At 32.0% G+C, this 22,455-nt stretch carries 19 protein-coding genes; 13 read left to right on the top strand and 6 right to left on the bottom strand.

What is annotated here, in order from left to right; all coding sequences use genetic code 11:
• Positions 1–216: 216 nt before the first annotated feature.
• Positions 217–2,268, top strand: a complete 2,052-nt coding sequence (locus tag FYJ81_RS08375) for a cation:proton antiporter (RefSeq protein WP_107384667.1) — start codon at positions 217–219, stop codon at positions 2,266–2,268.
• Between the two features lie 452 nt (positions 2,269–2,720).
• Here FYJ81_RS08375 and mntC read toward each other — a convergent pair whose 3' ends face one another.
• From mntC to FYJ81_RS08360, 3 genes are read right to left on the bottom strand one after another with little or no spacing between them, the layout of a single operon-like run.
• A complete protein-coding gene (mntC, locus tag FYJ81_RS08370) occupies positions 2,721–3,653 on the bottom strand; it encodes a manganese ABC transporter substrate-binding lipoprotein MntC (RefSeq protein WP_107384668.1) in 933 nt (310 codons plus the stop codon).
• The gene (locus FYJ81_RS08365) at positions 3,653–4,483 is read right to left on the bottom strand and encodes a metal ABC transporter permease (protein ID WP_119517746.1); all 831 of its coding nucleotides are present in this window, start codon (positions 4,481–4,483) and stop codon (positions 3,653–3,655) included. Before FYJ81_RS08365 ends, mntC begins: the two co-directional genes overlap by 1 nt.
• 21 nt (positions 4,484–4,504) lie before the next feature.
• Positions 4,505–5,239 carry a metal ABC transporter ATP-binding protein gene (locus FYJ81_RS08360; protein WP_107384670.1) on the bottom strand — a complete coding sequence of 245 codons (735 nt, stop codon included), beginning with the start codon at positions 5,237–5,239 and terminating at the stop codon, positions 4,505–4,507.
• Between the two features lie 121 nt (positions 5,240–5,360).
• On the opposite strand from FYJ81_RS08360, the gene FYJ81_RS08355 reads away from it, so the two are divergent.
• A complete protein-coding gene (locus FYJ81_RS08355; RefSeq protein WP_107384671.1) occupies positions 5,361–6,005 on the top strand; it encodes a metal-dependent transcriptional regulator in 645 nt (214 codons plus the stop codon).
• A gap of 173 nt (positions 6,006–6,178) precedes the next feature.
• On the opposite strand, the gene FYJ81_RS08350 is transcribed toward FYJ81_RS08355, so the two are convergent.
• Positions 6,179–6,928: a M50 family metallopeptidase gene (locus FYJ81_RS08350; protein WP_107384672.1), complete on the bottom strand. Its 750-nt coding sequence runs from the start codon at positions 6,926–6,928 to the stop codon at positions 6,179–6,181.
• A 255-nt stretch (positions 6,929–7,183) separates the two neighbouring features.
• Between FYJ81_RS08350 and tarA the strand changes: the two genes are divergently transcribed.
• Positions 7,184–7,930, top strand: coding sequence for an N-acetylglucosaminyldiphosphoundecaprenol N-acetyl-beta-D-mannosaminyltransferase TarA (gene tarA / locus FYJ81_RS08345; RefSeq protein WP_107384673.1), 747 nt, complete (start codon positions 7,184–7,186; stop codon positions 7,928–7,930).
• Positions 7,931–8,090: 160 nt separating this feature from the next.
• On the opposite strand, the gene tagH is transcribed toward tarA, so the two are convergent.
• Entirely contained in the window at positions 8,091–8,885 is a 795-nt protein-coding gene (gene tagH, locus FYJ81_RS08340) for a teichoic acids export ABC transporter ATP-binding subunit TagH (protein ID WP_107384674.1), read from the bottom strand.
• A gap of 366 nt (positions 8,886–9,251) precedes the next feature.
• Between tagH and FYJ81_RS08335 the strand changes: the two genes are divergently transcribed.
• From FYJ81_RS08335 to tagD, 4 genes are all read left to right on the top strand, one after another.
• A complete protein-coding gene (locus FYJ81_RS08335; protein WP_107385249.1) occupies positions 9,252–10,052 on the top strand; it encodes an ABC transporter permease in 801 nt (266 codons plus the stop codon).
• Between the two features lie 129 nt (positions 10,053–10,181).
• Positions 10,182–11,273, top strand: coding sequence for a teichoic acid glycerol-phosphate primase TarB (tarB, locus tag FYJ81_RS08330; RefSeq protein WP_107385250.1), 1,092 nt, complete (start codon positions 10,182–10,184; stop codon positions 11,271–11,273).
• Entirely contained in the window at positions 11,270–12,328 is a 1,059-nt protein-coding gene (locus tag FYJ81_RS08325) for a glycosyltransferase family 2 protein (protein WP_107385251.1), read from the top strand. Before tarB ends, FYJ81_RS08325 begins: the two co-directional genes overlap by 4 nt.
• Before the next feature lie 91 nt (positions 12,329–12,419).
• Positions 12,420–12,818: a glycerol-3-phosphate cytidylyltransferase gene (gene tagD, locus FYJ81_RS08320; protein WP_019468395.1), complete on the top strand. Its 399-nt coding sequence runs from the start codon at positions 12,420–12,422 to the stop codon at positions 12,816–12,818.
• Positions 12,819–13,020: 202 nt separating this feature from the next.
• On the opposite strand, the gene pbp4 is transcribed toward tagD, so the two are convergent.
• The gene (pbp4, locus tag FYJ81_RS08315) at positions 13,021–14,313 is read right to left on the bottom strand and encodes a penicillin-binding protein PBP4 (RefSeq protein WP_107385252.1); all 1,293 of its coding nucleotides are present in this window, start codon (positions 14,311–14,313) and stop codon (positions 13,021–13,023) included.
• 241 nt (positions 14,314–14,554) lie between these two features.
• On the opposite strand from pbp4, the gene FYJ81_RS08310 reads away from it, so the two are divergent.
• From FYJ81_RS08310 to FYJ81_RS08285, 6 genes are all read left to right on the top strand, one after another.
• The gene (locus FYJ81_RS08310) at positions 14,555–16,273 is read left to right on the top strand and encodes an ABC transporter ATP-binding protein (RefSeq protein ID WP_119517765.1); all 1,719 of its coding nucleotides are present in this window, start codon (positions 14,555–14,557) and stop codon (positions 16,271–16,273) included.
• A gap of 338 nt (positions 16,274–16,611) precedes the next feature.
• Positions 16,612–17,841, top strand: coding sequence for a NupC/NupG family nucleoside CNT transporter (locus FYJ81_RS08305; RefSeq protein ID WP_107384948.1), 1,230 nt, complete (start codon positions 16,612–16,614; stop codon positions 17,839–17,841).
• Positions 17,842–18,440: 599 nt separating this feature from the next.
• On the top strand, positions 18,441–19,277 hold the full coding sequence (locus tag FYJ81_RS08300; protein ID WP_107384949.1) for a YitT family protein: 837 nt from the start codon (positions 18,441–18,443) through the stop codon (positions 19,275–19,277).
• A gap of 314 nt (positions 19,278–19,591) precedes the next feature.
• Positions 19,592–20,395 carry an ABC transporter ATP-binding protein gene (locus FYJ81_RS08295; RefSeq protein WP_107384950.1) on the top strand — a complete coding sequence of 268 codons (804 nt, stop codon included), beginning with the start codon at positions 19,592–19,594 and terminating at the stop codon, positions 20,393–20,395.
• Between the two features lie 8 nt (positions 20,396–20,403).
• Positions 20,404–21,405, top strand: a complete 1,002-nt coding sequence (locus FYJ81_RS08290; protein WP_107384951.1) for a FecCD family ABC transporter permease — start codon at positions 20,404–20,406, stop codon at positions 21,403–21,405.
• A complete protein-coding gene (locus tag FYJ81_RS08285) occupies positions 21,402–22,418 on the top strand; it encodes a FecCD family ABC transporter permease (RefSeq protein ID WP_107384952.1) in 1,017 nt (338 codons plus the stop codon). The genes FYJ81_RS08290 and FYJ81_RS08285 overlap by 4 nt, the downstream gene beginning before the upstream one ends.
• Positions 22,419–22,455: the final 37 nt, after the last annotated feature.

Here is a 22,455-nt window from a genome sequence, read left to right as displayed (position 1 = left end):
AGTGCAATACATTTTAGTGGCTACTAAAAAAATGATAAAATTATATATATTTGTAATTGTGTTAATGTAAAAAAATACATATCAGGTAAACATCATTGTTCGTATAAACAAAGATATGTAAGAGTTTGAGACACAATATGTTCATAAATAAACGATTGTATTTTTGTTTCAACCTCAACAATTATGAAAGTTTAAATGTTGAAAAGAGGTGAAACCATGCAAATATTCGAAACGATACTTATATTTTTAGCGGTAGTAATCGCAAGTTCTTTAGTGCATATACTATTACCTAAAATTCCTTTAGCTTTTATTCAAATTATCCTCGGTATGTTACTGTATATTACACCAGTTCCCGTCGAGTTCCATTTTGATTCGGAATTATTTATGGTTGCCTTGATAGCACCGCTATTATTTGTTGAAGGTGTAAAAGTCTCTCGTGTGCATTTAAGGCGTTATATCAAACCGGTTTTAATGATGGCATTAGGTCTTGTAGTAACTACTGTAATCGTAGTTGGCTTATTTGTACATTGGATTTGGCCTGAGCTTCCATTAGCTGCCGCGTTTGCGCTAGCTGCAATCTTATGTCCAACTGATGCTGTTGCTGTTCAAGCAATTACGAATGGTAAAGTACTACCCAAAGGCTCTATGACAATTTTAGAAGGTGAATCATTATTAAATGATGCTGCTGGTATCATATCTTTTAAAATTGCTGTAGCTGCATTGATTACGGGTGGCTTTTCAATGGTGAATGCAGTTGAACAATTTTTAGTATCCTCAATTGGTGGATTTATTGTCGGTTTAATTATTGGCGTAGCACTCGTTAGGTTTAGAGTATCACTTTCCAGAAGAGGTATAGAAAATATAAATATGTTTACATTTATACAGCTTGTGACGCCTTTTATTACATATCTCGTTGCTGAAATGTTTCATTCTTCAGGTATTATTGCAGCTGTAGTAGCAGGTTTGGTACATGGTTTTGAACGCGACCGAATTGCACAAGCACGTACTAGATTACAAATGAGTTATAACCATACCTGGAATATATTGGGCTATGCATTAAATGGTTTTGTTTTTTCTATTTTAGGATTTTTAGTTCCAGAACTTGTTGGTCGAATTATAGAAAATGAACCCCATAATTTTATTTTTCTAATTGTAGTTACAGTTTTAATTGCTTTAGCAATATATTTATTTAGATTTTTATGGGTTTTTGTTTTATATCCTTATTTTTATTTACCAATCAGTCCATTCCAAAAAATACTTACGAATTATGAAGACAATACGAAAGTCACTGAGAAACCACCGAAACGTGGTATGTATGCTTTCATTATGACGTTGTGTGGTGTACATGGGACAATTTCTTTAGCGATTGCCTTAACATTACCTTATATGTTGGCAGATCATCATTCGTTTGTATTTAGAGATGACTTATTATTTATCGCATCCGGTATGGTCATTATAAGTTTAATTATTGCACAATTTGTGCTACCTATTGTGACACCTAATGCGGTTCAACCAAAACAACACGGTATGAGCTTTAAAAAAGCAAGGGTATATATTTTAGAAAATGTTATAGAACACTTAAATAAATTATCTTCTGAAGAATCTAGTTATCTATATGGTAATGTTATTAAAGAATATCATGATAAATTAGCATTTCTTAAAACCGTTGAGAACGAAGATGAAAATACCAAAGAGTTAGAACGGTTACAAAAAATCGCTTTTGATGTTGAAAATAATACGTTGAATAGTTTGGTATCTAATGGTGATATAACAACAAATATCTTAGATAACTATATGCGCTATGCGGAACGTACTCAGGTTTATAAACAATCTTCTCTAATTCAACGTATTAAAGTGGAATTAAAAACATTTATTTTAAAAAGTAGAATTAAAACAAAAGTGAGAACGAATGCAGCATCCTCGTTATCAGTGATTGAAAACTTGAGAGAAATTTCTAATGTTATGAGGACCGTGCATTATCGTGTAGTTAGTCGTTTAGGTAAAGAAACGACTGAAGAAAATAAATTAGAAGTAGGCATGATTTGTGATAGTTATTTAATGAGAATTGAAAACTTAACGCCTTCTAATTTCTTTAATCCAAAAAGTGAAACTTCTATCACTAAAATTAAATTGGGTGCACTTAGAGAACAGCGTCGTGTTCTGAATCAACTTACTGAAGACGAAGAAATTAGTGAAGTTACTGCGCTAAAATTACGTGAAGCGATTAATTATGATGAGATGATTATCGTTGATAGTTTAACAGATTAAAGTAAATGGTTGGCAACTTTACTTCATGCTCAGATGAAAGAAGTTGTGAGATGCAACTTCTTTTAAAAAATTAGGACTAATCCATTTTGGTGGATTAGTCTTTTTTTATTATGATTTTAGTTGTACATCAATCCTACTAATTCAGCAGAGCTGAAAAGTATAAAGGGAGAACGTCTGAGCAAAGCTCATGCATAAGTCTTACTAATTCAGCAGAGCTGAAAAGTATAAAGGGAGAACGCCTGAGCAAAGCTCATGCATAAGTCTTACTAATTCAGCAGAGCTGAAAAGTAAGACTAAAAAAAATCTCCATCAATGGGGGGAGGAGCCAACCATTGATGGAGTTAAGGGAGATAGATGATTTAAGGCTTGAATACCACCATACCGTACGTCATTAGGAGGGAAACGTACGGTATGGGGCTACTCACCTACAATGTAGGTTAAATAGCCTTATTTTATTCCATACTTCCGTGAACAGTATTGATATTTTCTTGCATCATATTAAAATATGAATCACCTTTAGAACCTTTCTTACCTATAGAATCGGTATAAACCTCTCCATAAATATCTAAGTTTGTTTCTTCACTTAGACTTTGCATACTTTTCTTATCCACACTCGTTTCTACAAGTAAATGTTTAAGGTTATTGTCTTGCACAAATTTTACAGCTTGTTTCATTTGTTCAGGTGTACCTTGTTTCTCAGTATTGATTTCCCAAATGTAACCAGGTTTAATATCAAACTGTTTTGAGAAATATTTAAAAGCACCTTCACTTGTTATCATCGCACGTTGTTCTTTCGGTATATCATTAAATTTATCGTGACTTTCTTTTTTCAAATCTTCTAATTTAGCTATGTAATCTTTGGTATTGCTTTGGATATCATCTTTATAGTTGTCATTCTTCTTAATCAAGGCTTTGCTTATTTCTTCTACATACTTAATACCATTATCTAAACTTAACCAAGCATGAGGATCTTGTTTTGATTCATCGCCTTCTTTAGCCCCGTTTAAGTATAAAGGTTTAACATTTTTTGAAACTTTAACAACAGAGCCATCTTCATATGACTTATTAGCTTGTGATAATGCGTTTTCAAACCAACCGTTACCTGTTTCTAAGTTTAGACCGTTATAGAATACAACGTCAGCATCAGTTAATGCCTTAATATCTTTTGGTTTTACTTCATATTCATGTGGATCTTGACCGATTGGAACGATGCTATGAATTTCTACGTTATCGCCACCAACGTTTTTGACCATGTCATAAAGGATTGAGTTTGTTGTTACTACCTTTATTTTTTCATTGGATTGCGAAGTAGAATCGTTGTTTCCTTTGCCACATGCACTTAAAAATAATATAAGAATCATTGTAATTGTTAATAATTTTTTCATTAAATTGCTCCTTTTTTTGAGAAAAATTGCATTTTATTACAAGTGAAAATAATGATATAAATGATAAACGCACATAAGACGATAGTTGCACCACTTGGAATATTATAAATGTAACTAAAGTACATTCCGACGATTGAACTTATAACACTAATAAGACTGGAAATGATCATCATCGTATGTAGTTTTTTAGCGATTAAAAATGCAGCTGAAGCAGGCGTAATCAATAATGCAACAACTAATATAATACCTACTGTTTGTATGCTTGCTACTGTAACGAGTGAGAGCAATAACATCACAAAATAGTGTAAGAATGTAGTGTTTAAACCACTCATTCTACTGAAAATTGGATCGAATGTAGAAATCATTAATGGTCTATAGAAAGTTATGATTAAAACCATAACAATCAAACCAACTATGACAGTGGACCAAAAAGTAGCGTGTGTAACTGCTAATAGATTTCCAAAAAGAATATGATATAGGTCGGTGGTACTATTAATTAAACTAATTAAAATGACCCCGGTAGCTAAAAATGCTGTAAAACTAATACCTATAGCTGCATCAGGCTTGGTCTTGCTACTTTTAGTAATAAATCCGATAAAGATACTTGCAATCATACCTGTCACTAACGCTCCAATAAACATAGGAACGCCGAATAAAAACGATAACGCAACACCAGGTAAAACTGCATGACTCATTGCATCTCCCATAAGGGAAAGACCTCTTAGTACAATGAGGCAACCTACTGTACCACAAACGATTCCTACAATAATTGAAATAATCAATGCATTGCTTAAAAATTTGTATTCAAATAGGTGTAGAAAAAATTCCATATCGTGTTACTTCCTTTCTATTTATGCCGATTCTGACTTTTCTTGATCTTCTTGTGTGGGATTTAAGAAAGTTTCGTTTAAATGCTCTGGTTGCATAGCAACATGACTTTCTCCAAAGAAACGAATTGTTTTGTTTAAAAGAATAACACGATTAAAATACTTTTCTGCTTTAGATAAATCATGATGAACAATTAAAAGTAATTTACCGGCTTTTTTAAGCTCGTTTAATTGAGACATTATGATTTGTTCACTGTGGAAATCGATACCTACAAAGGGTTCGTCTAAAAGATAGAGCGTACTTTCTGTCATGAGTGCTCTCGCTACTAAAACCCTTTGTAATTGACCACCACTGAGTGCAGAAATTTGTCGATTTCTTAAATCTTGCAATTCTAATGTTGTTAGCAGCTGATTAAGTCTAGCTCGCGTTTTAGGGGTAACAAACCTAAACCAACCAATATCTTTGTAAGCACCCGAAAGTACAACATCTTCTACCTTAATTGGGAAGTCTAAGTCAATATGCGCTTTTTGTGGGATATATGTAACATTTTTAAGTGTTTGTTGTATAGCAATGTTATGTAAGTTAGCAATGCCTGTTGACTTGAATTCACCAATAATTGATTTGAGCAAGGAAGATTTACCAGCTCCATTGGGTCCCATAATACCTATAATTTCACCTTTTATGGGAATTTCTAAATTGATATTATCTAAGACATGTTTATTCCCCAAAGTGAGATTTAAGTTATTAATTTCTAACATTTTTCTACCTCCTTAAATTAAATTTTAGGCTAACCTAATTTAATTTATAATATAACATTAACTTTTAGCGTGTCAAGTAGATTCGTGATACAATAAAGTGAATGACTTGAGAGGTGAAACCATGCTAACTGAAGAAAAAGAAGATTATTTAAAGGCAATTTTAACCCATAATGGCGATTATTCTTTCGTTTCAAACAAGACATTATCCCAGTATTTAAATATCAAACCACCATCTGTAAGTGAAATGGTGAATCGTTTAGAGAAATCAGGATTTGTAGAAACGAAGCCATATAAAGGTGTGCAGCTATCAGAAGAAGGATTGACATATACCTTAGATATCATAAAAAGACATCGATTATTAGAGTTATTTTTAATTAAGATATTAGAATATAATTGGGAAGAGGTACATCAGGAAGCTGAGGTACTAGAACATAAAGTTTCACACTTATTTGTTGAACGGTTAGATAAATTATTAGATTATCCAGTAACCTGTCCACACGGTGGTGTTATCCCTAGAGACAATAAATACAAAGAGATATATACTACAGATTTATTGTCGTTTGAAGCGGGTGATCTAGTGACGATAAAACGTGTGCGAGATAGAACGGAATTGTTAGTTTATTTAACGAGTAAATCCATATTGATTGGTGAACAAATAAAAATATTAGATAAAGATGATACGAATAAAGTGATGATGGTGCAGAAAGAAGAAAAAGTGATTGTACTGAGTTATGACAATGCTAAACATATTTATGCGGAAAAATAATAAATTGAATACTAGCATTTTTTAAGTTGATATTTAGACTGATCTAGTAAAATTATTTGTTTAAAGTATGTGAAAAAGCGTGGCATTGCAATCATATTTAAAAGTTAACAGTTTAGTTGAAACGAAAAAGCGAAATCTAAATAAAAATTAGATTTCGCTTTTTTTGAAGCGGTCTAAGGAATAAAATACACTCGGAATAATTGATAAACTGTAAATAAATTGATGGCTATCCAAATAAAGCTATAGATAAAAGTTGGAATATGAGTCAATGTTTTTAAAGTACTACCATCCCAAGTGATTTCATCTGTCGAGATAGTTAATTTGAATATTGTCCAAGAAGATTGAAGTACTTCTCCTAGTAAAACACCTAATATAAAATGTTGTGTGATAGTTACAACATAAAGTATCGCCAATTGGTTTTCACTTTTGAAGAAGCAATATAATAAAAAAATCAAAAGTATTACGATGAACATTGGTAACAACTTTCTAGAAGTTAAGCATACAAAATATATAAATATTAATAGGTAGGCAGTGATAAATAAACTTGGATATTGATATTGCGTTGATAGAAAACCTATATATAACATAAGTGGGGGCATAACGTAGCCACCAAATGTGGTGATGGACTGCCCGAGGCCATTTTTTGATTGTGTTATGGCGAAGCCTTGTTGAGATGTTGCTAGACGTTCTGATGGTCTTGCGACAATCACTAAGTCTCTTGCTTTGCCTCCGCTTAATTTATTAAATAATATATGGCCGAACTCATGTGTTAATACAGGAATATAATTGAAATAGATATCTAAAAGTTGGTTTATGGATTTATATCGATAAGTATGTATAATGATATAGATTATGGCAACCAAAATAATCCAGTAAAGATGTAATTGAATGGACGAGCTGAAAAATGCATGTAGTTTAGACATGAAATACCTCATTTGTATAATACGATTATTTGATGTTTTACGAGATACGGTATTGATAAAACAGCATCTCACATATAACAGTATAAAGTAAGAACACCCATAAAGCATTTGGACTTTTGTCGTATATTATCGCTTAACACTGTTTGACCTAGGTTTTATGGATATTGTAATATATGCGAGAGTGACTGTATTCATATTACAAGAAAAATATTATAGCGTATCGAGAAAAAGAGTTGAGTTAGGAGATAACCAATCATGACAAGAGCTAATCAATTAGAAAAGGTAAACGTATTATCTGTTTTATTTGATAATGTAACACTGACAGAAATGCGTGACCGCGTAAAACTTTTTTTTGAATCAGAAACTGACAAAAATTTATTTATTGTAACTGCTAATCCTGAAATTGTTGATTTTGCTACCGAAAATGCAATTTATCGTAAGTTGATCAACAGTGCAAACTATGTAATTCCAGATGGTACAGGTGTAGTTATGGCTTCAAAATTGCTAAAAAAACCATTGAAAGAGCGTGTACCAGGTATAGAATTAATGGAAGCGTGTTTAAAGATTGCTAATGCTAATTATCAAAAAGTTTTTTTATTAGGTGCAAAAGACGAGGTTGTAGTGAAAGCTGTAAGTCAATTAAGTGAAAAATACCCCAATATTAATTTTGATTATCATCATGGCTATTTTAACTTAGAAGATGAAACAGTATTGAAACACGTTAGTTCATTTAATCCAGATTATGTTTTCGTTGGTATGGGTTATCCAAAGCAAGAACAATGGATTGAACGTCATGATAATCATTTTAAACAGACGTTACTGATGGGTGTCGGTGGATCTATTGAAGTTTTTAGTGGAACGAAAAAAAGAGCACCAAAAATATTTCGCAAATTAAATATAGAATGGGTTTATCGTTTTATCATTGATTGGAAGCGGTTTGGCAGAATGAAAGCAATACCGAAATTTGTATTTAAAGTGATTAAGCAAAAAACCAAGCAATAATAAAAACCGGTTATAGCATCGTTTGAGCTATAGCCGGTTTTTTTACTAAAATGAGCTTGATATGTTTTACAATTACTAGTTTAACGAGATGATTATCAGTCCATTAAAATTGCTATGCAATTGGACAGTCGTTATCTATTACATTTAATACGTAATAACATTATTTAACTTCAAATCTTGAATTATCTAATTTATTTCTAAATGCTTTTTGTTCCTCTTTGGAATATTTTTTAAAACCATTCAGAAATTTTTCATATTCAGGTAGGACTTCGTCTAATTCTCCAAATTCTTTTAATTTCCCAGCTTCTATCCATGCGATTTTAGTGCAAAATTCACGCACTTGTTTCATATTATGACTAACGAAGAAGATGGTTTTACCTTGCTTTTTATACTCATAAATTTTATCTAAACATTTTTGAGCAAAAGTTTGGTCTCCAACAGATAATGCTTCATCTATGACAAGAATGTCTGGATTTGTCGTGATATTAATTGAGAAACCTAACTTGGCACGCATACCACTAGAATATTTTTTAACAGGTTGATAAATGAATTCTCCTAATTCACTGAATTCAATAATATCAGGTGTTAATTCTTTAATTTGTTTTCTTGTGAATCCCATGCATAACATTTTGAATTCTATGTTTTCAATACCTGTTAACTGTCCATTTAAACCAGCATTAATTGCAATTACGCTAACTTCACCGTGGCGATCAACATCTCCAGCAGTAGGAGATAGGGATCCACCAATAATATTACTAAGCGTAGATTTGCCTGACCCATTGATGCCTACGAGACCTATAACATCACCTTCGTATGCAGTTAGTGATAAATCATTCAGCGCATAAAAGGTTTTATTTTTATTAAAAGGGACTAAAGCATCCTTTAAACGCTCTTTATTATTGCGATAGATACGGTATTCTTTAGTTACATGTTCAATGTTAACCGATACATTCATAATTTTACCTTCCTTATTTGCAGATAGTATATAGTATATTATATTATATATTAGTTGTTAAATTTATTAACCTATTGTAAAGTAAGTGAGTACAAATTTTAAGATAACGTTCTTATACAATTGTTAAAGTTTACTGAATTTAAGTTATAAAATCAACTAAAATGAAGTCATTTTAGCATAGTTGTTTTTCTATTATACAACAATCATATGTGTAAGCACATCCGCTTTTACCACATAAAATATTTAATTTACTTAATTAAATATAGGTTGTTAAGATTAATAACAAAGCGTATATTAGATTTGAATGAAGTCTTTTTTATAGCATAATTATGATTAGCAAATTGATTGAAAGTGTGGTTTATTTAAATGAGTGCAGTGTGGGTAGTCTTAAAAGAGCATTTTAAAAATTTCTATCTAATTCAAAGGTTAGCACAGTTCCAAGTTAAAATTACTAACACCAATAATTACCTTGGTATGGCTTGGGAATTAATTAATCCAGCAATGCAAATTATGGTTTATTGGTTTGTATTCGGTCTTGGAATTAGAACTAATAATCCAATCGAGGGTGTGCCATTTATTTATTGGTTACTCGTTGGTATTAGTATGTGGTTCTTTGTGAACCAAGGTATTTTAGAAGGTACGAAATCCATCGCAAGTAAATATAATCATGTCGCTAAGATGAATTTCCCATTATCAATTATACCATCATATATAGTGATGAGTAGGTTCTATGGGCATATCGCACTATTAGTTGCTGTTATTTTATTATGTATGCTAGGCGGATATTATCCATCAATCTATACATTACAATTATTTTTATATGTGCCGTTTGCACTAATTTTCACTACAACAGTAGCGCTGTTTACTTCTACGTTAGGTGTACTAGTAAAAGATACACAACCAGCAATACAAGCATTAATGAGAATGGTATTCTTTGCTTCATCTATTTTAATCGTACCGCCAGAAGGTATTGTTAAAGATGTTATGCAACTAAATCCAATATATTATCTTGCTGAGGCGTATCGTGCATCTGTTCTATACAATGAATGGTATTTTATTACACATTGGGAATTAACATTCTATAACTTCTTTATCATCGTATTTTTATTTGTTATAGGATCAATTTTGCATATGCGTTATAGAGATCATTTTGCAGACTTTATGTAATGGAATTTAGACAAAAACGTGTTATATTAAATCCTTTGATGGCTTAAATGTCGTTAAAGGATTTTTCTATAATTTTAAATATAAAATAGCTATAATAAAAGAGAATAAATAATAACCGGCGGTGGAAATTTGAGACAGTTAATAAAAAAGCTTTATATGACAATCATTAGCTTTTTAAATTTGATATATGTAAAGAAAAAAATAGATCCACAGCATATTGTGGTCATGATGACATTTGTTGAAGATGTAATTCCAATTATTGAAGCATTAAATCGAAAATCTTATAAAGTGACAGTGATTGCTAAGGAAATAAATAGAAAACATGTTGAACGATTAGACAATGTGACATTTATACCTGCAGGCAATAAACAAGTCTTCAAACATATAAAGGCGATGAGTACGGCAAAAATCATAGTGATAGATACATATTATTTATTATTTGGTGGTTTCAAAAAGAAATCACAACAGACAATGATTCAAACCTGGCACGCTGTTGGCGCTTTGAAAAATTTTGGACTTACTGACCACCAAGTAGATTTAAATAATAAAAAAATGGTGAAGCAATATAAAAAAGTTTATCAGGCTACTGATAAATATTTAGTGGGGGGCGAGCCAATGGCGGATTGCTTTAAAGTCTCATTTGGCGCACGCGATAATCAGTTTTTAAGAACTGGATTGCCACGGCTTGTTCCATATACGAATTTAGACATCAAACAAAAGCAACAAGCATTAAAATCACAATATGGTATCAAGGATAAATTAGCACTTTATGTACCAACGTACCGCGAACATCATCAAGCCAATCAAGTTATTGATAAAGTGCGTTTTGAAACAGCGTTGCCTTCATATACATTGATTAGTAAATTGCATCCGTCTTTACCTCAAGATAAGCAAAATCATATAAATCTACAATCACTAATGATTATGGCGGACGTTATTATCACAGATTACAGTTCATTAGCAATAGAGGCAAGTTTATTAAATAAGCCAACGCTATTTTATGTCTACGATGAAGCAAATTATGAAAAAGTACGGGGGCTAAATTCATATTATTATGAAATTCCAGAACTTTATAAAGCATATAGTGAAGAAGGCATCGTTCATATACTTCAAGCACATGCAAGTGAATTAAAGCCGTTATTTAAAAATTGGCATGACTATAATGATCAAAATAGTTTGAATCAGGTTATAAATCATATAGAGAAAATGGTGAAAACATGAAAATATCAATTATCATACCCGTTTATAATGCAGCAAATACAATTCAAAGAGCGATAAGTTCTGTAGATACAAAGCAAGATTATGAAATTATTTGTATCAATGATGGTTCAACAGATGAGAGTAAACAAGTTTTAGAAAGATTACAAAAAGCATACAAAAACATTCGGATTATTAATCAGGAAAATCAAGGTGCAGCGATGAGTAGAAATAATGCATTGGCCTACGTCACAGGTGATGCTTTTATGTTTTTAGATGCAGATGATGTGTTTTTGCCTAATAGTATAGATGCTATGGCCGATTACTTTCAACAGGATGAACATGTAGATATTGTATTAGGACAAATTGGTAGGTTAAATAATGGCACATGGCAAAGTTTTTATACGCATCAGCCAATACAAAAATTTGATAAAGTAAATTTAGCACAATGTCCTGAAATGATGCAGTCTATCGGACCTGGAGGTAAGTTATTCAGTGCCACATTCAAAGACTTACGATTTGATGAAGATGTAGTGTTTTGCGAAGAACATACATTTATGATAAAAGCGTATAAGAAAGCGCGGGATGTACAATTATTACCATTTATTGTGTATGGTTATCATGAAGAAAAAGGGTCAGTCACAGCTCAAAGGGCAGATCGATTTGTAAATTACATGAGTGATGCGATTAAAGTAAGACATAGAGTGATGGATACATTGTTGTTAAGAGAAGAAAGGATTTATTATAGTTATCGTATGGATGAGCTCATTGTCAGTTATTTGCTTCAAGCATATCTCACAAATAATAAAAAACTAACAGACTCATTTTTAGATGTTGTAACGACTTATATGCATAATATGCAGGAAGCAGATTATGCAGGAGAGGCAATGTTTAGAATAATTAAGGTTGTTGAACAATGTGGTAAGAACTGGAATAAATCATTATATAAAAAATGGCAAGAAGCATTACTTAATGTTGGCATTGGTAGACCGAACTATTACCGTTTTCAAATTGAAGTGTTACCGAAACGTGTAAAATTCAGGGGCAAGTTGAAATTAAAACAAATACTAAAAAAATGAATTTTGGGTATAGTTCGTAAACTTTAAATCAGTGTGCTATACTTTTAAAAAATGTAAATTTTAATTAAATTTTGTTAAGGAGTATGAGCGTATGAAACGTGTTATTACTTATGGAACGTATGATTTATTACATTATGGTCACATTGAATTATTAAGAAGAGCTAGAGAAATGGGCGATTATTTAGTAGTTGCATTATCTACAGATGAATTTAATCGCATTAAAAATAAAAAGTCTTATTACAATTATGAACAACGAAAAATGATGTTAGAGTCTATTCGTTATGTTGATCTTGTAATCCCTGAAAGTGGATGGGGACAAAAAGAGATAGACGTTGATCGTTATGAAATCGATACTTTTGTAATGGGGCATGACTGGGAAGGTGAATTTGACTTCTTGAAAGATAAATGTGAAGTGATTTACCTTAACCGTACAGAAGGCATTTCCACTACTAAAATCAAAAAAGAACTTTATGGTGATGCAGAAAAATAAATTGACAATGATTTGTCGATAATGAATTGTAATTTTAATAAATCATATGTTTAGTAAATATATTAAGCGAGGCTGGGACTTTATAATGTCCCAGCCTCAATTTGTTTAGTCATCGAATTATCAACAGAGTAAAAGCCCCGAGAAGATTGCTAAATTAAAGCATCTTTTCGGGACTGAATTTTGGTACTGATATTCGGGTACTTTATTTATGATTTTTTCTATTTTTGAAAGTTTCGATAATAAGATAAATAATAATTGCGATTGCAGCTATGATTAAAATCGTTCCTAATAAAGTGAGAATTGGATGTTCATCCCACGTCGTTTTCACAACTGTAGTAGTTTGATGTAGGATTGGTTTACTTACATTAACTGTTGGAGGACCGTATTTTTCAGAAATGAATTTACGGTCATACTCAATATGTAATTTACCATCCTCGATTACATATTTATAATCATTTTTATCAAAATCTTTTGGAAGCACATCGTATAAGTCTTTTTCTACATAATATGTTTTCCCATTAATTTCGTGATTGCCTTTAGAAATAATTTTTTGGTATTTAAATTGATCAAAAGACATGTTCATTAAGGCATTTCCCATCATATTACGTTGTTTTTCGCCGCCTAAGTTGTCATAGTTACCGGCACCCATAATTGTCTGATTAATTCTAAAGTTACCTCTTTTTGTAGTGATAGTATGATTGTAATCTGCAATATCACTAGAACCAGTTTTCAAACCATCAGTACCTTCTAAGCTCATATCCGCACCTTCTAAAGAATGATTGAATGTATAATATGTAACACCGTGTTGGGTTGGAGCTAATTGTTTAGTGAAATAAATAATTTTCGGTGTATCTTGAATGGTACGTTGAGCTAAAATTGTAAAATCTTTAGCTGTTGATGTATTATTTTCTTCATTTTTATATTTTTTAGGTGCGAAGTCTTTTAATTGTTTGTTTTCCGCGCCTGTTGGATTAACAAAATGTGTATCTTTCATACCTATTGATTTTGCTTTTTTGTTCATTGCATCTGTAAAATCTGACAGGTTTCCGGATACTTCTTGTCCAAGTATAAGTGCTGCGGCATTGCTTGAATTTGAAACTGTGATTTGGAGTAACTCTTTAATCGTGTATGTTTCTCCAGGATAAAGCTTGGTATTACTTAATTCAGGTAAAGTAGACATTCTGTAGTGTTTGTCTGTGATTTTAACTTTATCATCTAAAGATAAATCCCCGTTATTAACTGCTTCGAGTGTTAAATACATGGTCATTAATTTACTCATCGAAGCAGGATACCACTCTTTATCAGCATTATATTGATAAAGAATTTGACCAGTTTGAGCGATATTTACTGCACCTTCAGGTTGATAATTATCAGTAACGTTATAACCATATTGATTTGCCGCCTGTGTAGGTGTTACTGTTTCAGCTTTGGCAAAAGGTGTTATAATTGAACCGACGAAGAGTACAGTTACAATTGCCAGAATTAACTTTCTCATAATTACATTCCCTCTTAACATGTTCTGTTTTATTGCAATAGAAGTATTTTAGCATATTGTATGTAGTTTATAAAATGTTACACAGAAGAATATTTTTAATAACTAATTAATTGAAAATTATTGTGTAAAACATGATAAAATAAGTTGAAATTAATTTAACTTATTACTTCGAAATTCATCTGCTCATAATTAATATAAGTAAGAGGTAATTTAAAATATTTTTAGAAGAGGTAAATTAGACATGAATCAAGAGAATCCATTATTCTACTTATTTAAAAAATTATCATGGCCTGTTGGTCTGATTATCATAGCTGTTTTAATTTCTTCATTAGGTAGTATTACAGGACTAGTAGTTCCGTTTTTTACAGGTAAACTTGTAGATAAATTTTCTTTTGAAAATATTAATTGGATGTTTATCACTGCATTTATTTCAATATTTATTATCAATGCTTTACTTAGTGGTATAGGACTGTATTTATTGAGTGAAATCGGTGAGAAAATCATATACGCGATTCGATCTGTTTTATGGAAACACATAATTCACTTAAAAATGCCTTTTTTTGATAAAAATGAAAGTGGACAATTAATGAGTCGTTTAACAGACGATACAAAAGTAATCAATGAATTTATTTCACAAAAATTGCCAAACTTATTACCTTCTGTGTTGACTATTATTGGTTCTTTAATAATGCTATTTGTGATGGATTGGCAAATGACCTTGCTAACTTTTATCACGATACCTATATTTGTATTAATTATGATTCCATTAGGTAAAATTATGCAAAATATTTCTAAAAAAACTCAGACCGAGATTGCGAATTTCAGTGGTTTACTAGGCCGTGTATTAACAGAAATGCGCCTAGTAAAAGTTTCACGTACAGAAAAAACAGAGTTAAACAATGCGCATAAAAATTTACAAGAAATATACTTTTTAGGACTAAAGCAAGCTAAGATTACAGCTATCATACAACCTATATCAGGTGTGATTATGTTATTAACAATTGCAGTTATCTTAGGATTTGGTGCAATTCGAATTTCTACTGGGGCAATTACAGCTGGAACCTTAATTGCAATGATTTTTTATGTTATACAACTTACACAACCTATCATCAATTTATCAACTTTGGTTACAGATTATAAAAAGGCTGTGGGGGCAAGTAGTCGTATATATGAAATAATGGAAGAACCTACTGAAGTATTTGAATTAGAACAAGCTAAACCAATCATCGATGGTAACTTATCATTTGAAAATGTACATTTTAAATACGGTAATAAACCAATTCTTACAAATGTGAATTTTGATATACCTTCTGGTAGCATTACTGCTTTTGTGGGGCCTTCAGGTTCAGGTAAGAGTACAATTTTTAATATTATAGAGAGAATGTATGACATAGAACAAGGTGATATCACTTATGGTAGCCAATCGATTTATAATATAGATCTAGGTGATTGGCGTGAAAAAATTGGTTATGTTATGCAATCTAATTCAATGATGAATGGTACAATCAGAGACAACATTTTATATGGAATTAATCGTGAAGTTTCAAATGAGGAATTAATTTACTATGCAAAATTAGCAAATTGTCATGAATTTATTATAGCGTTTGAAGATGGTTATGACACAATCGTTGGTGAGCGAGGCTTAAAATTGTCAGGGGGCCAACGTCAACGAATAGATATTGCGAGAAGTTTTGTTAAAAACCCAGACATCTTATTATTGGATGAGGCAACTGCTAACTTAGATAGCGAAAGTGAACGAAAGATTCAAGATGCTTTAGAAGAATTGATGGAAAACAGAACAACTATCGTGATTGCCCATAGACTATCTACAATTAAAAAAGCAGAACAAATTATTTTTATTGATAACGGTAGTGTTACAGGTGTAGGTACTCATCAGGAGTTGATTGCTAGCCATGAAAAATATCAACAATTTGTTCATACACAAAATTTAACAAAGTAATATTAAAAACACGTATAATTTGTTGTTAGATAAATATGTTTTTTGACTATAAACGAACCATAAAATTTTTACTTTATATAAAGTACATACATGGTATAATTATTGTGAATTCATGAGTAACGATCATTTGGGGAATGATAGATTTTTATCAAGAATGAAATTAAATAAATGGGTAACAAAATTCAAGATGAGTATATTTACCACTGTGTAATTAATCTTTACAACTTTTTTAATGAGCGAGAGAAAATATACTCATCTTAATAATTCTTATACATAATCGAGTGTTGCTTTTAAATATTCAATTAATTATTTATTTAATAGGAAATGGTGGGTGTATGATGTTTTTACTAATTAATATTATTGGGTTAATTGTGTTTTTAGGTATTGCTGTCCTTTTTTCTAGAAAGAAATCAGCTATCCAATGGAAATCAATTGGTATTTTAGTCGTGATTAACTTGTTCTTAGCGTGGTTCTTTATGTATTTCCCTTGGGGGAAAGCAGGCGTTCAATTATTAGCAAATGGTATTTCATGGGTCATTGATTCAGCACATGTAGGTACAGGGTTTGCATTTGCCAGTTGGACAAATACTGAAATGATGGATATGGCTGTGAGTGCACTATTTCCAATACTATTAGTAGTGCCATTATTTGATATCTTGATGTATTTTAATGTATTACCCAAAGTTATAGGTGGTATTGGTTGGGTTTTAGCTAAAATTACACGTCAGCCAAAATTCGAGTCTTTCTTTGGTATTGAAATGATGTTTTTAGGAAATACAGAAGCATTAGCAGTTTCAAATGAACAATTGAAACGCATGAAAGAAACACGTGTCTTAACGGTAGCGATGATGTCGATGAGTTCGATTTCTGGTGCAATTGTTGGCGCATATGTATCAATGATACCTGGTGATTTAGTGTTAACAGCTATTCCATTAAATATCATTAATGCAATTATTGTTTCTTCTATTTTAAATCCTGTTACTGTAGAAGAAAAAGAAGATATTATTTATAGTATTCGCAATGAAGAAATTGAGAAACAACCATTTTTCTCATTTTTAGGTGATTCAGTATTAAATGCGGGTAAATTGATTTTAATCATCATTGCTTTTGTAATTAGTTTTGTTGCACTTTCTGATTTAATTGATCGTTTTATTAATTTAATCACAGGTATCGTCGGCAGTTGGGCTGGTATTAAAGGAAGCTTTGGTCTAGATCAAATACTTGGTACATTTATGTATCCGTTTGCTTTATTGTTAGGCTTACCGTTTGACGAGGCGTGGATAGTTGCGCAACAAATGGCTAAGAAAATTGTAACGAACGAATTTGTGGTGATGGGCCAAATTAAAGATGTCATTGATTCATACTCACCACACAGACGTGCAGTTATTGCAACATTTTTAGTATCATTTGCTAACTTCTCAACAATAGGAATGATTATTGGAACATTAAAAGGAATTGTAGATAAGAAAACATCTGATTTTGTTTCGCAATATGTACCAATGATGTTACTTGCGGGTATTTTAGTATCGCTAATGACTGCTGGATTTGTTGGTTTGTTTGCTTGGTAAAGCATTTTTTAATGAGTGGATCATTATAAAATGATAGATGCTGAAACAGCCTCAGGGTATGTCAATCAAGTGAAAAGTTGTAATAAGGTATTTATTCATATTAATAAACATGTAAAAGGAGCGTGTGAGATCAATTAATGATTGATATCAATAGCGCTCCTTTTTTGCACTAGTAGTTGTGAGTTAGGTAACATGATGTTTTGAAAATAAAAATAAAGCCAAGTAATTGAAGTGAGGAGACACATTCAATATTACTTGGCTTTTACGGGAAATGAATTAATTGTATATTAATAGTAAGGACTAGGTACTAAAAATATACTCGAGCAAAAATTGTTTTGTATGTTACTATAAACAACACAAAGGAGATGGCTTCTTATTGGCAATCAATAAGAAGATAGATTTTATTATAGCAAAGGAAAGTGTATAAGTAAACCGAAAATTCAGAATTTTTGAACTTTTAAAATAATATTAAAAACAAACCTTATAAAATCAAGCTTTTGTAAGTATGTGGTTCAGAATTTTTTTCGAATGATGTTGTGGTAAGTTCTATAGTTTGCTAATATTCAATTGATTGAAGTTAATTTGAGGGGGTCATGTGGGTGAATAAAACAGTACGAGATTTGTTATTTGTTGTAATTGGGTCATTTATATTTTCAGCAGGCGTTAATACTTTTATCATATCTGCTGATTTAGGCGAAGGAGGCGTGACCGGTATAGCTATCGTACTCTATTATGCCTTTCACATTTCTCCTGGTGTAACAAACTTTGTATTCAATGCAGTACTTATTGCCATCGGTTACAAGTTTTTAAGTAAGAGAAGTATGTATTTAACGATAGTGGCGACAATATTGATCTCACTATTTTTGGAATTAACAGTGAGTTGGAAAATTGAGACAGGTAACATATTAGTTAATGCAGTTTTTGGTGGTATGTCTGTAGGTCTAGGTATTGGTGTTATCGTTCTTGCAGGAGGGACAACTGCTGGAACAACGATATTAGCTAGAATAGCTAATAAATATTTAGATGTTAGTACACCATATGCGCTGTTGTTCTTTGATTTAATTGTTGTTGCAATATCATTAACAGTAATTCCTGTTCCGAGTGCGTTAGTCACAGTGATTTCACTTTATATCGGTACAAAAGTAATGGATTATGTTATAGAAGGTTTAAATACGAAAAAAGCAATGACGATTATTTCTAGTAAACCAGATGAAATAGCGAAAGTGATTGATGAACAGGTTGGACGTGGTTTAACAATATTAAATGGTAGAGGTTATTTCTCTAAACAAGAAAAAGACATATTGTATGTTGTTATTACTAAAACACAAGTTAGTAAAGCGAAACGTTTAATCAAACGCATCGATAATGAGGCATTTTTAGTTATACATGATGTTCGTGATGTTTACGGTAATGGTTTCTTAATTGATGAACATTAATAATGAAAAAATCCAAATTAAAACCTTGATGCATGGATAATACCCATGCATCAAGGTTTTAATTTAGGTACAGTTACAATAATTCGACAAATAAGAAATTAATCATACGGTTTAAAATGCAATATGGCAAACCTAAACATATTTATAGAGCATACATATTGCATATTATCATAGAACATTTATTAGTCATCATATCTAAAAAATGATATAATATCATCTGTGATAATGATTATCATTTAAATAACAAATTAGATTAAAGTGATATAGATATAGATTGTTTTTTGGTACATTTTGTATTAGGAAGAAGGTAAATTATGACTCGATTAGAAGGAGAACAAGTTACGATAGGTTACGGGGATAATGTTATCGTAGATAATTTGGATGTTCATATTCCGACTGGTAAAATTACATCCATTATAGGACCAAATGGTTGTGGAAAGTCTACATTACTAAAAGCATTGTCACGTCTTTTACCAATTAAAGATGGTGAAATCAAATTAGATGGTGAAAACCTGCATACACAATCAACAAAAGAAGTCGCAAAAAAAATTGCTATTTTACCACAATCGCCAGAGGTCGCTGATGGACTTACGGTTGGAGAGCTTGTTTCTTATGGTCGCTTTCCACATCAAAAAGGATTTGGAAGACTTTCTGCTGAAGATAAAAAAGAGATTGACTGGGCAATGAATGTAACAGGGACTTATGAATTCCGACTACGTTCTATCAATGATTTAAGTGGTGGTCAACGTCAAAGAGTATGGATTGCTATGGCATTAGCACAACGAACAGATATTATTTTCTTAGACGAGCCTACAACATATTTAGATATTTCACACCAATTAGAAATCTTAGAATTAATTACTCAATTAAACCAAGAACAAGGTTGCACTATTATTATGGTGTTACATGATATTAATCAAGCAGTCCGTTTCTCAGATCATCTAATTACGATGAAACATGGAGACATTGTTGCTTCTGGTGATACGGAAGATGTTTTAACTAAAGAAAACTTAGAAAAAGTATTCAATATAGATGTAGAAATTAGTACAGACCCTAGAACAGGGAAACCAATGCTAGTTACCTATGATTTATGTAGAAAAAGCTATTCAGAAATTTAGGTGTAAACATGGCTACGCAAAAAAAAGGAAAATTAAGCTTCACAACAACATTTATAATTAGTTTGATTCTGTTAGTCATTGCTTTGACGGTATCAATATTGATTGGAGATGCTAAAATTCATATTTCAACAATATTTGATGCTATATTCAATTATGATAATAAGAATCAGCAACATAATATCATTAGCGAAATACGCATACCAAGAGATATAGGAGCAATGCTCGTAGGTGTAGCATTGGCGACTTCAGGTGCAGTCATTCAAGGCGTTACTAAAAATGGTTTAGCAGACCCGAGTTTAATCGGATTAAATTCAGGTGCTTCATTTATGTTAGCGCTAACTTTTGCATTTTATCCGACAGCACCATTTATAGTGCTGATGATTGCAGGATTTATCGGTGCTATCATGGGCGGATTTATTGTACTGATGATTGGCAGATCAAGAAGTGATGGTTTTAATCCAATGAGGATTATATTGGCTGGGGCTGCCGTAAGTGCTTTGCTAACAGCTTTAAGTCAAGGTGTAGCGTTATTGTTTAGATTAAATCAAAGTTTAACGTTTTGGAGCGCCGGCGGTGTTTCTGGTACGACTTGGGGACAGCTCGTTTGGGCAGCGCCATTTATCATTATTGCATTGGTTATCATCATTGCGATGAGTAAACATTTAACAATTTTAAATTTAGGTGAAACTTTAGCGATTGGATTGGGACAAAATGTTGCATTAACGCGAGCGATTGCTTTAATTATATCCATGGTTATGGCGGGTATTGCTGTAGCGATGGTTGGTCAAATAGCCTTTGTAGGACTAATGGTCCCGCATATTGTACGTTATTTAGTAGGTACAGACTATGCTCGTGTTCTGCCATTAACTGCTGTTGTTGGTGGCTTATTGCTACTCGTTGCAGATACGTTAGCACGCATGTTAGGTGAAGCTCCAGTAGGTGCAATTATTTCATTTATTGGCGTACCTTACTTCTTGTATTTGGTTAAACGAGGAGGACGCTTTTCATGATAGACCCAAAATTAAGATATAAACAGTTCATTACCATGATTATTCTTATAATATTGATAATATTCGCATGTGCTTGGAGCATGACTTCAGGTGAATATAAGATGTCGATAGGTACTTTTTTTAAAACACTTATAGGTCAAGGTGAATATACTGATACACTGATACTTATGGAATTTCGATTTCCAAGGATGGTTATAACTATTTTAGCCGGAGCTGCATTAGCGATGAGTGGGGCTATTATACAAAGTGTGACTAAAAACCCATTAGCTGAACCTGGCATTTTAGGTATAAATGCGGGAAGTGGGTTTGCCATTGCATTATTTATAGTAGTCGGCCAAGTTAATGCGGATAATTTTGTGTATGTATTACCATTTATAAGTATGATTGGTGGTATACTAACTGCGCTAATTATTTTTTCGTTTAGTTATAATAAAGGTGAAGGTATCACTCCAGCAAGTATGGTGTTAGTAGGTGTAGGTATGGCTACAGCTTTAAGTGGTGGTTCGCTAACACTAATGTCAACATTTGACGAAGATCAATCAGAGTTTATTGCTTCATGGCTTGCAGGTAACATTTGGGGTGATGAATGGGCGTTTGTAATTGCCTTTCTACCTTGGGTCATTGTACTTATACCATTTTTATTGTTAAAAGCGAATGTATTAAATTTATTAAATACACATCAACATATTGCTCAAGGTGTTGGGGTGAAAATTGGTAGAGAACGCATTGTATTATTATTAATAGCAGTAATTCTGTCATCGGCTGCAGTATCTGTTGCGGGAGCTATTGGATTTATAGGATTGTTAGGTCCACATATTGCTAAATCAATTGTTGGCCCGAGACATCAACTATTTTTACCAATTTCTATATTAATAGGTGCATTTTTACTTGTATTAGCAGACACAGTCGGACAAGTGATATTACAACCTTCTGGCATGCCAGCTGGAATTGTTGTATCTATTATTGGTGCGCCTTACTTCTTATATTTAATGTATAAAACAAAATCAGTTTAAGTGCATCAATAAGGTTATCAAATTTTTGTACGTGTTA

Source organism: Staphylococcus sp. McC-251-APC-3A2, from assembly GCF_009695665.1.
Classification (GTDB): domain Bacteria; phylum Bacillota; class Bacilli; order Staphylococcales; family Staphylococcaceae; genus Staphylococcus; species Staphylococcus cohnii.
Note: the sequence above shows the minus strand (reverse complement) of the source record. Positions and strands in the feature narration are given on the sequence as shown.

What these genes read in the sequence shown, in the direction of transcription:
- FYJ81_RS08375 (WP_107384667.1), top strand. Translation starts at nt 217, where the DNA reads ATGCAAATATTCGAAACGATACTTATATTTTTAGCGGTAGTAATCGCA.
- mntC (WP_107384668.1), bottom strand. Translation starts at nt 3,653, where the DNA reads ATGAAAAAATTATTAACAATTACAATGATTCTTATATTATTTTTAAGT.
- FYJ81_RS08365 (WP_119517746.1), bottom strand. Translation starts at nt 4,483, where the DNA reads ATGGAATTTTTTCTACACCTATTTGAATACAAATTTTTAAGCAATGCA.
- FYJ81_RS08360 (WP_107384670.1), bottom strand. Translation starts at nt 5,239, where the DNA reads ATGTTAGAAATTAATAACTTAAATCTCACTTTGGGGAATAAACATGTC.
- FYJ81_RS08355 (WP_107384671.1), top strand. Translation starts at nt 5,361, where the DNA reads ATGCTAACTGAAGAAAAAGAAGATTATTTAAAGGCAATTTTAACCCAT.
- FYJ81_RS08350 (WP_107384672.1), bottom strand. Translation starts at nt 6,928, where the DNA reads ATGTCTAAACTACATGCATTTTTCAGCTCGTCCATTCAATTACATCTT.
- tarA (WP_107384673.1), top strand. Translation starts at nt 7,184, where the DNA reads ATGACAAGAGCTAATCAATTAGAAAAGGTAAACGTATTATCTGTTTTA.
- tagH (WP_107384674.1), bottom strand. Translation starts at nt 8,885, where the DNA reads ATGAATGTATCGGTTAACATTGAACATGTAACTAAAGAATACCGTATC.
- FYJ81_RS08335 (WP_107385249.1), top strand. Translation starts at nt 9,252, where the DNA reads ATGAGTGCAGTGTGGGTAGTCTTAAAAGAGCATTTTAAAAATTTCTAT.
- FYJ81_RS08325 (WP_107385251.1), top strand. Translation starts at nt 11,270, where the DNA reads ATGAAAATATCAATTATCATACCCGTTTATAATGCAGCAAATACAATT.
- tagD (WP_019468395.1), top strand. Translation starts at nt 12,420, where the DNA reads ATGAAACGTGTTATTACTTATGGAACGTATGATTTATTACATTATGGT.
- pbp4 (WP_107385252.1), bottom strand. Translation starts at nt 14,313, where the DNA reads ATGAGAAAGTTAATTCTGGCAATTGTAACTGTACTCTTCGTCGGTTCA.
- FYJ81_RS08310 (WP_119517765.1), top strand. Translation starts at nt 14,555, where the DNA reads ATGAATCAAGAGAATCCATTATTCTACTTATTTAAAAAATTATCATGG.
- FYJ81_RS08305 (WP_107384948.1), top strand. Translation starts at nt 16,612, where the DNA reads ATGTTTTTACTAATTAATATTATTGGGTTAATTGTGTTTTTAGGTATT.
- FYJ81_RS08295 (WP_107384950.1), top strand. Translation starts at nt 19,592, where the DNA reads ATGACTCGATTAGAAGGAGAACAAGTTACGATAGGTTACGGGGATAAT.
- FYJ81_RS08290 (WP_107384951.1), top strand. Translation starts at nt 20,404, where the DNA reads ATGGCTACGCAAAAAAAAGGAAAATTAAGCTTCACAACAACATTTATA.
- FYJ81_RS08285 (WP_107384952.1), top strand. Translation starts at nt 21,402, where the DNA reads ATGATAGACCCAAAATTAAGATATAAACAGTTCATTACCATGATTATT.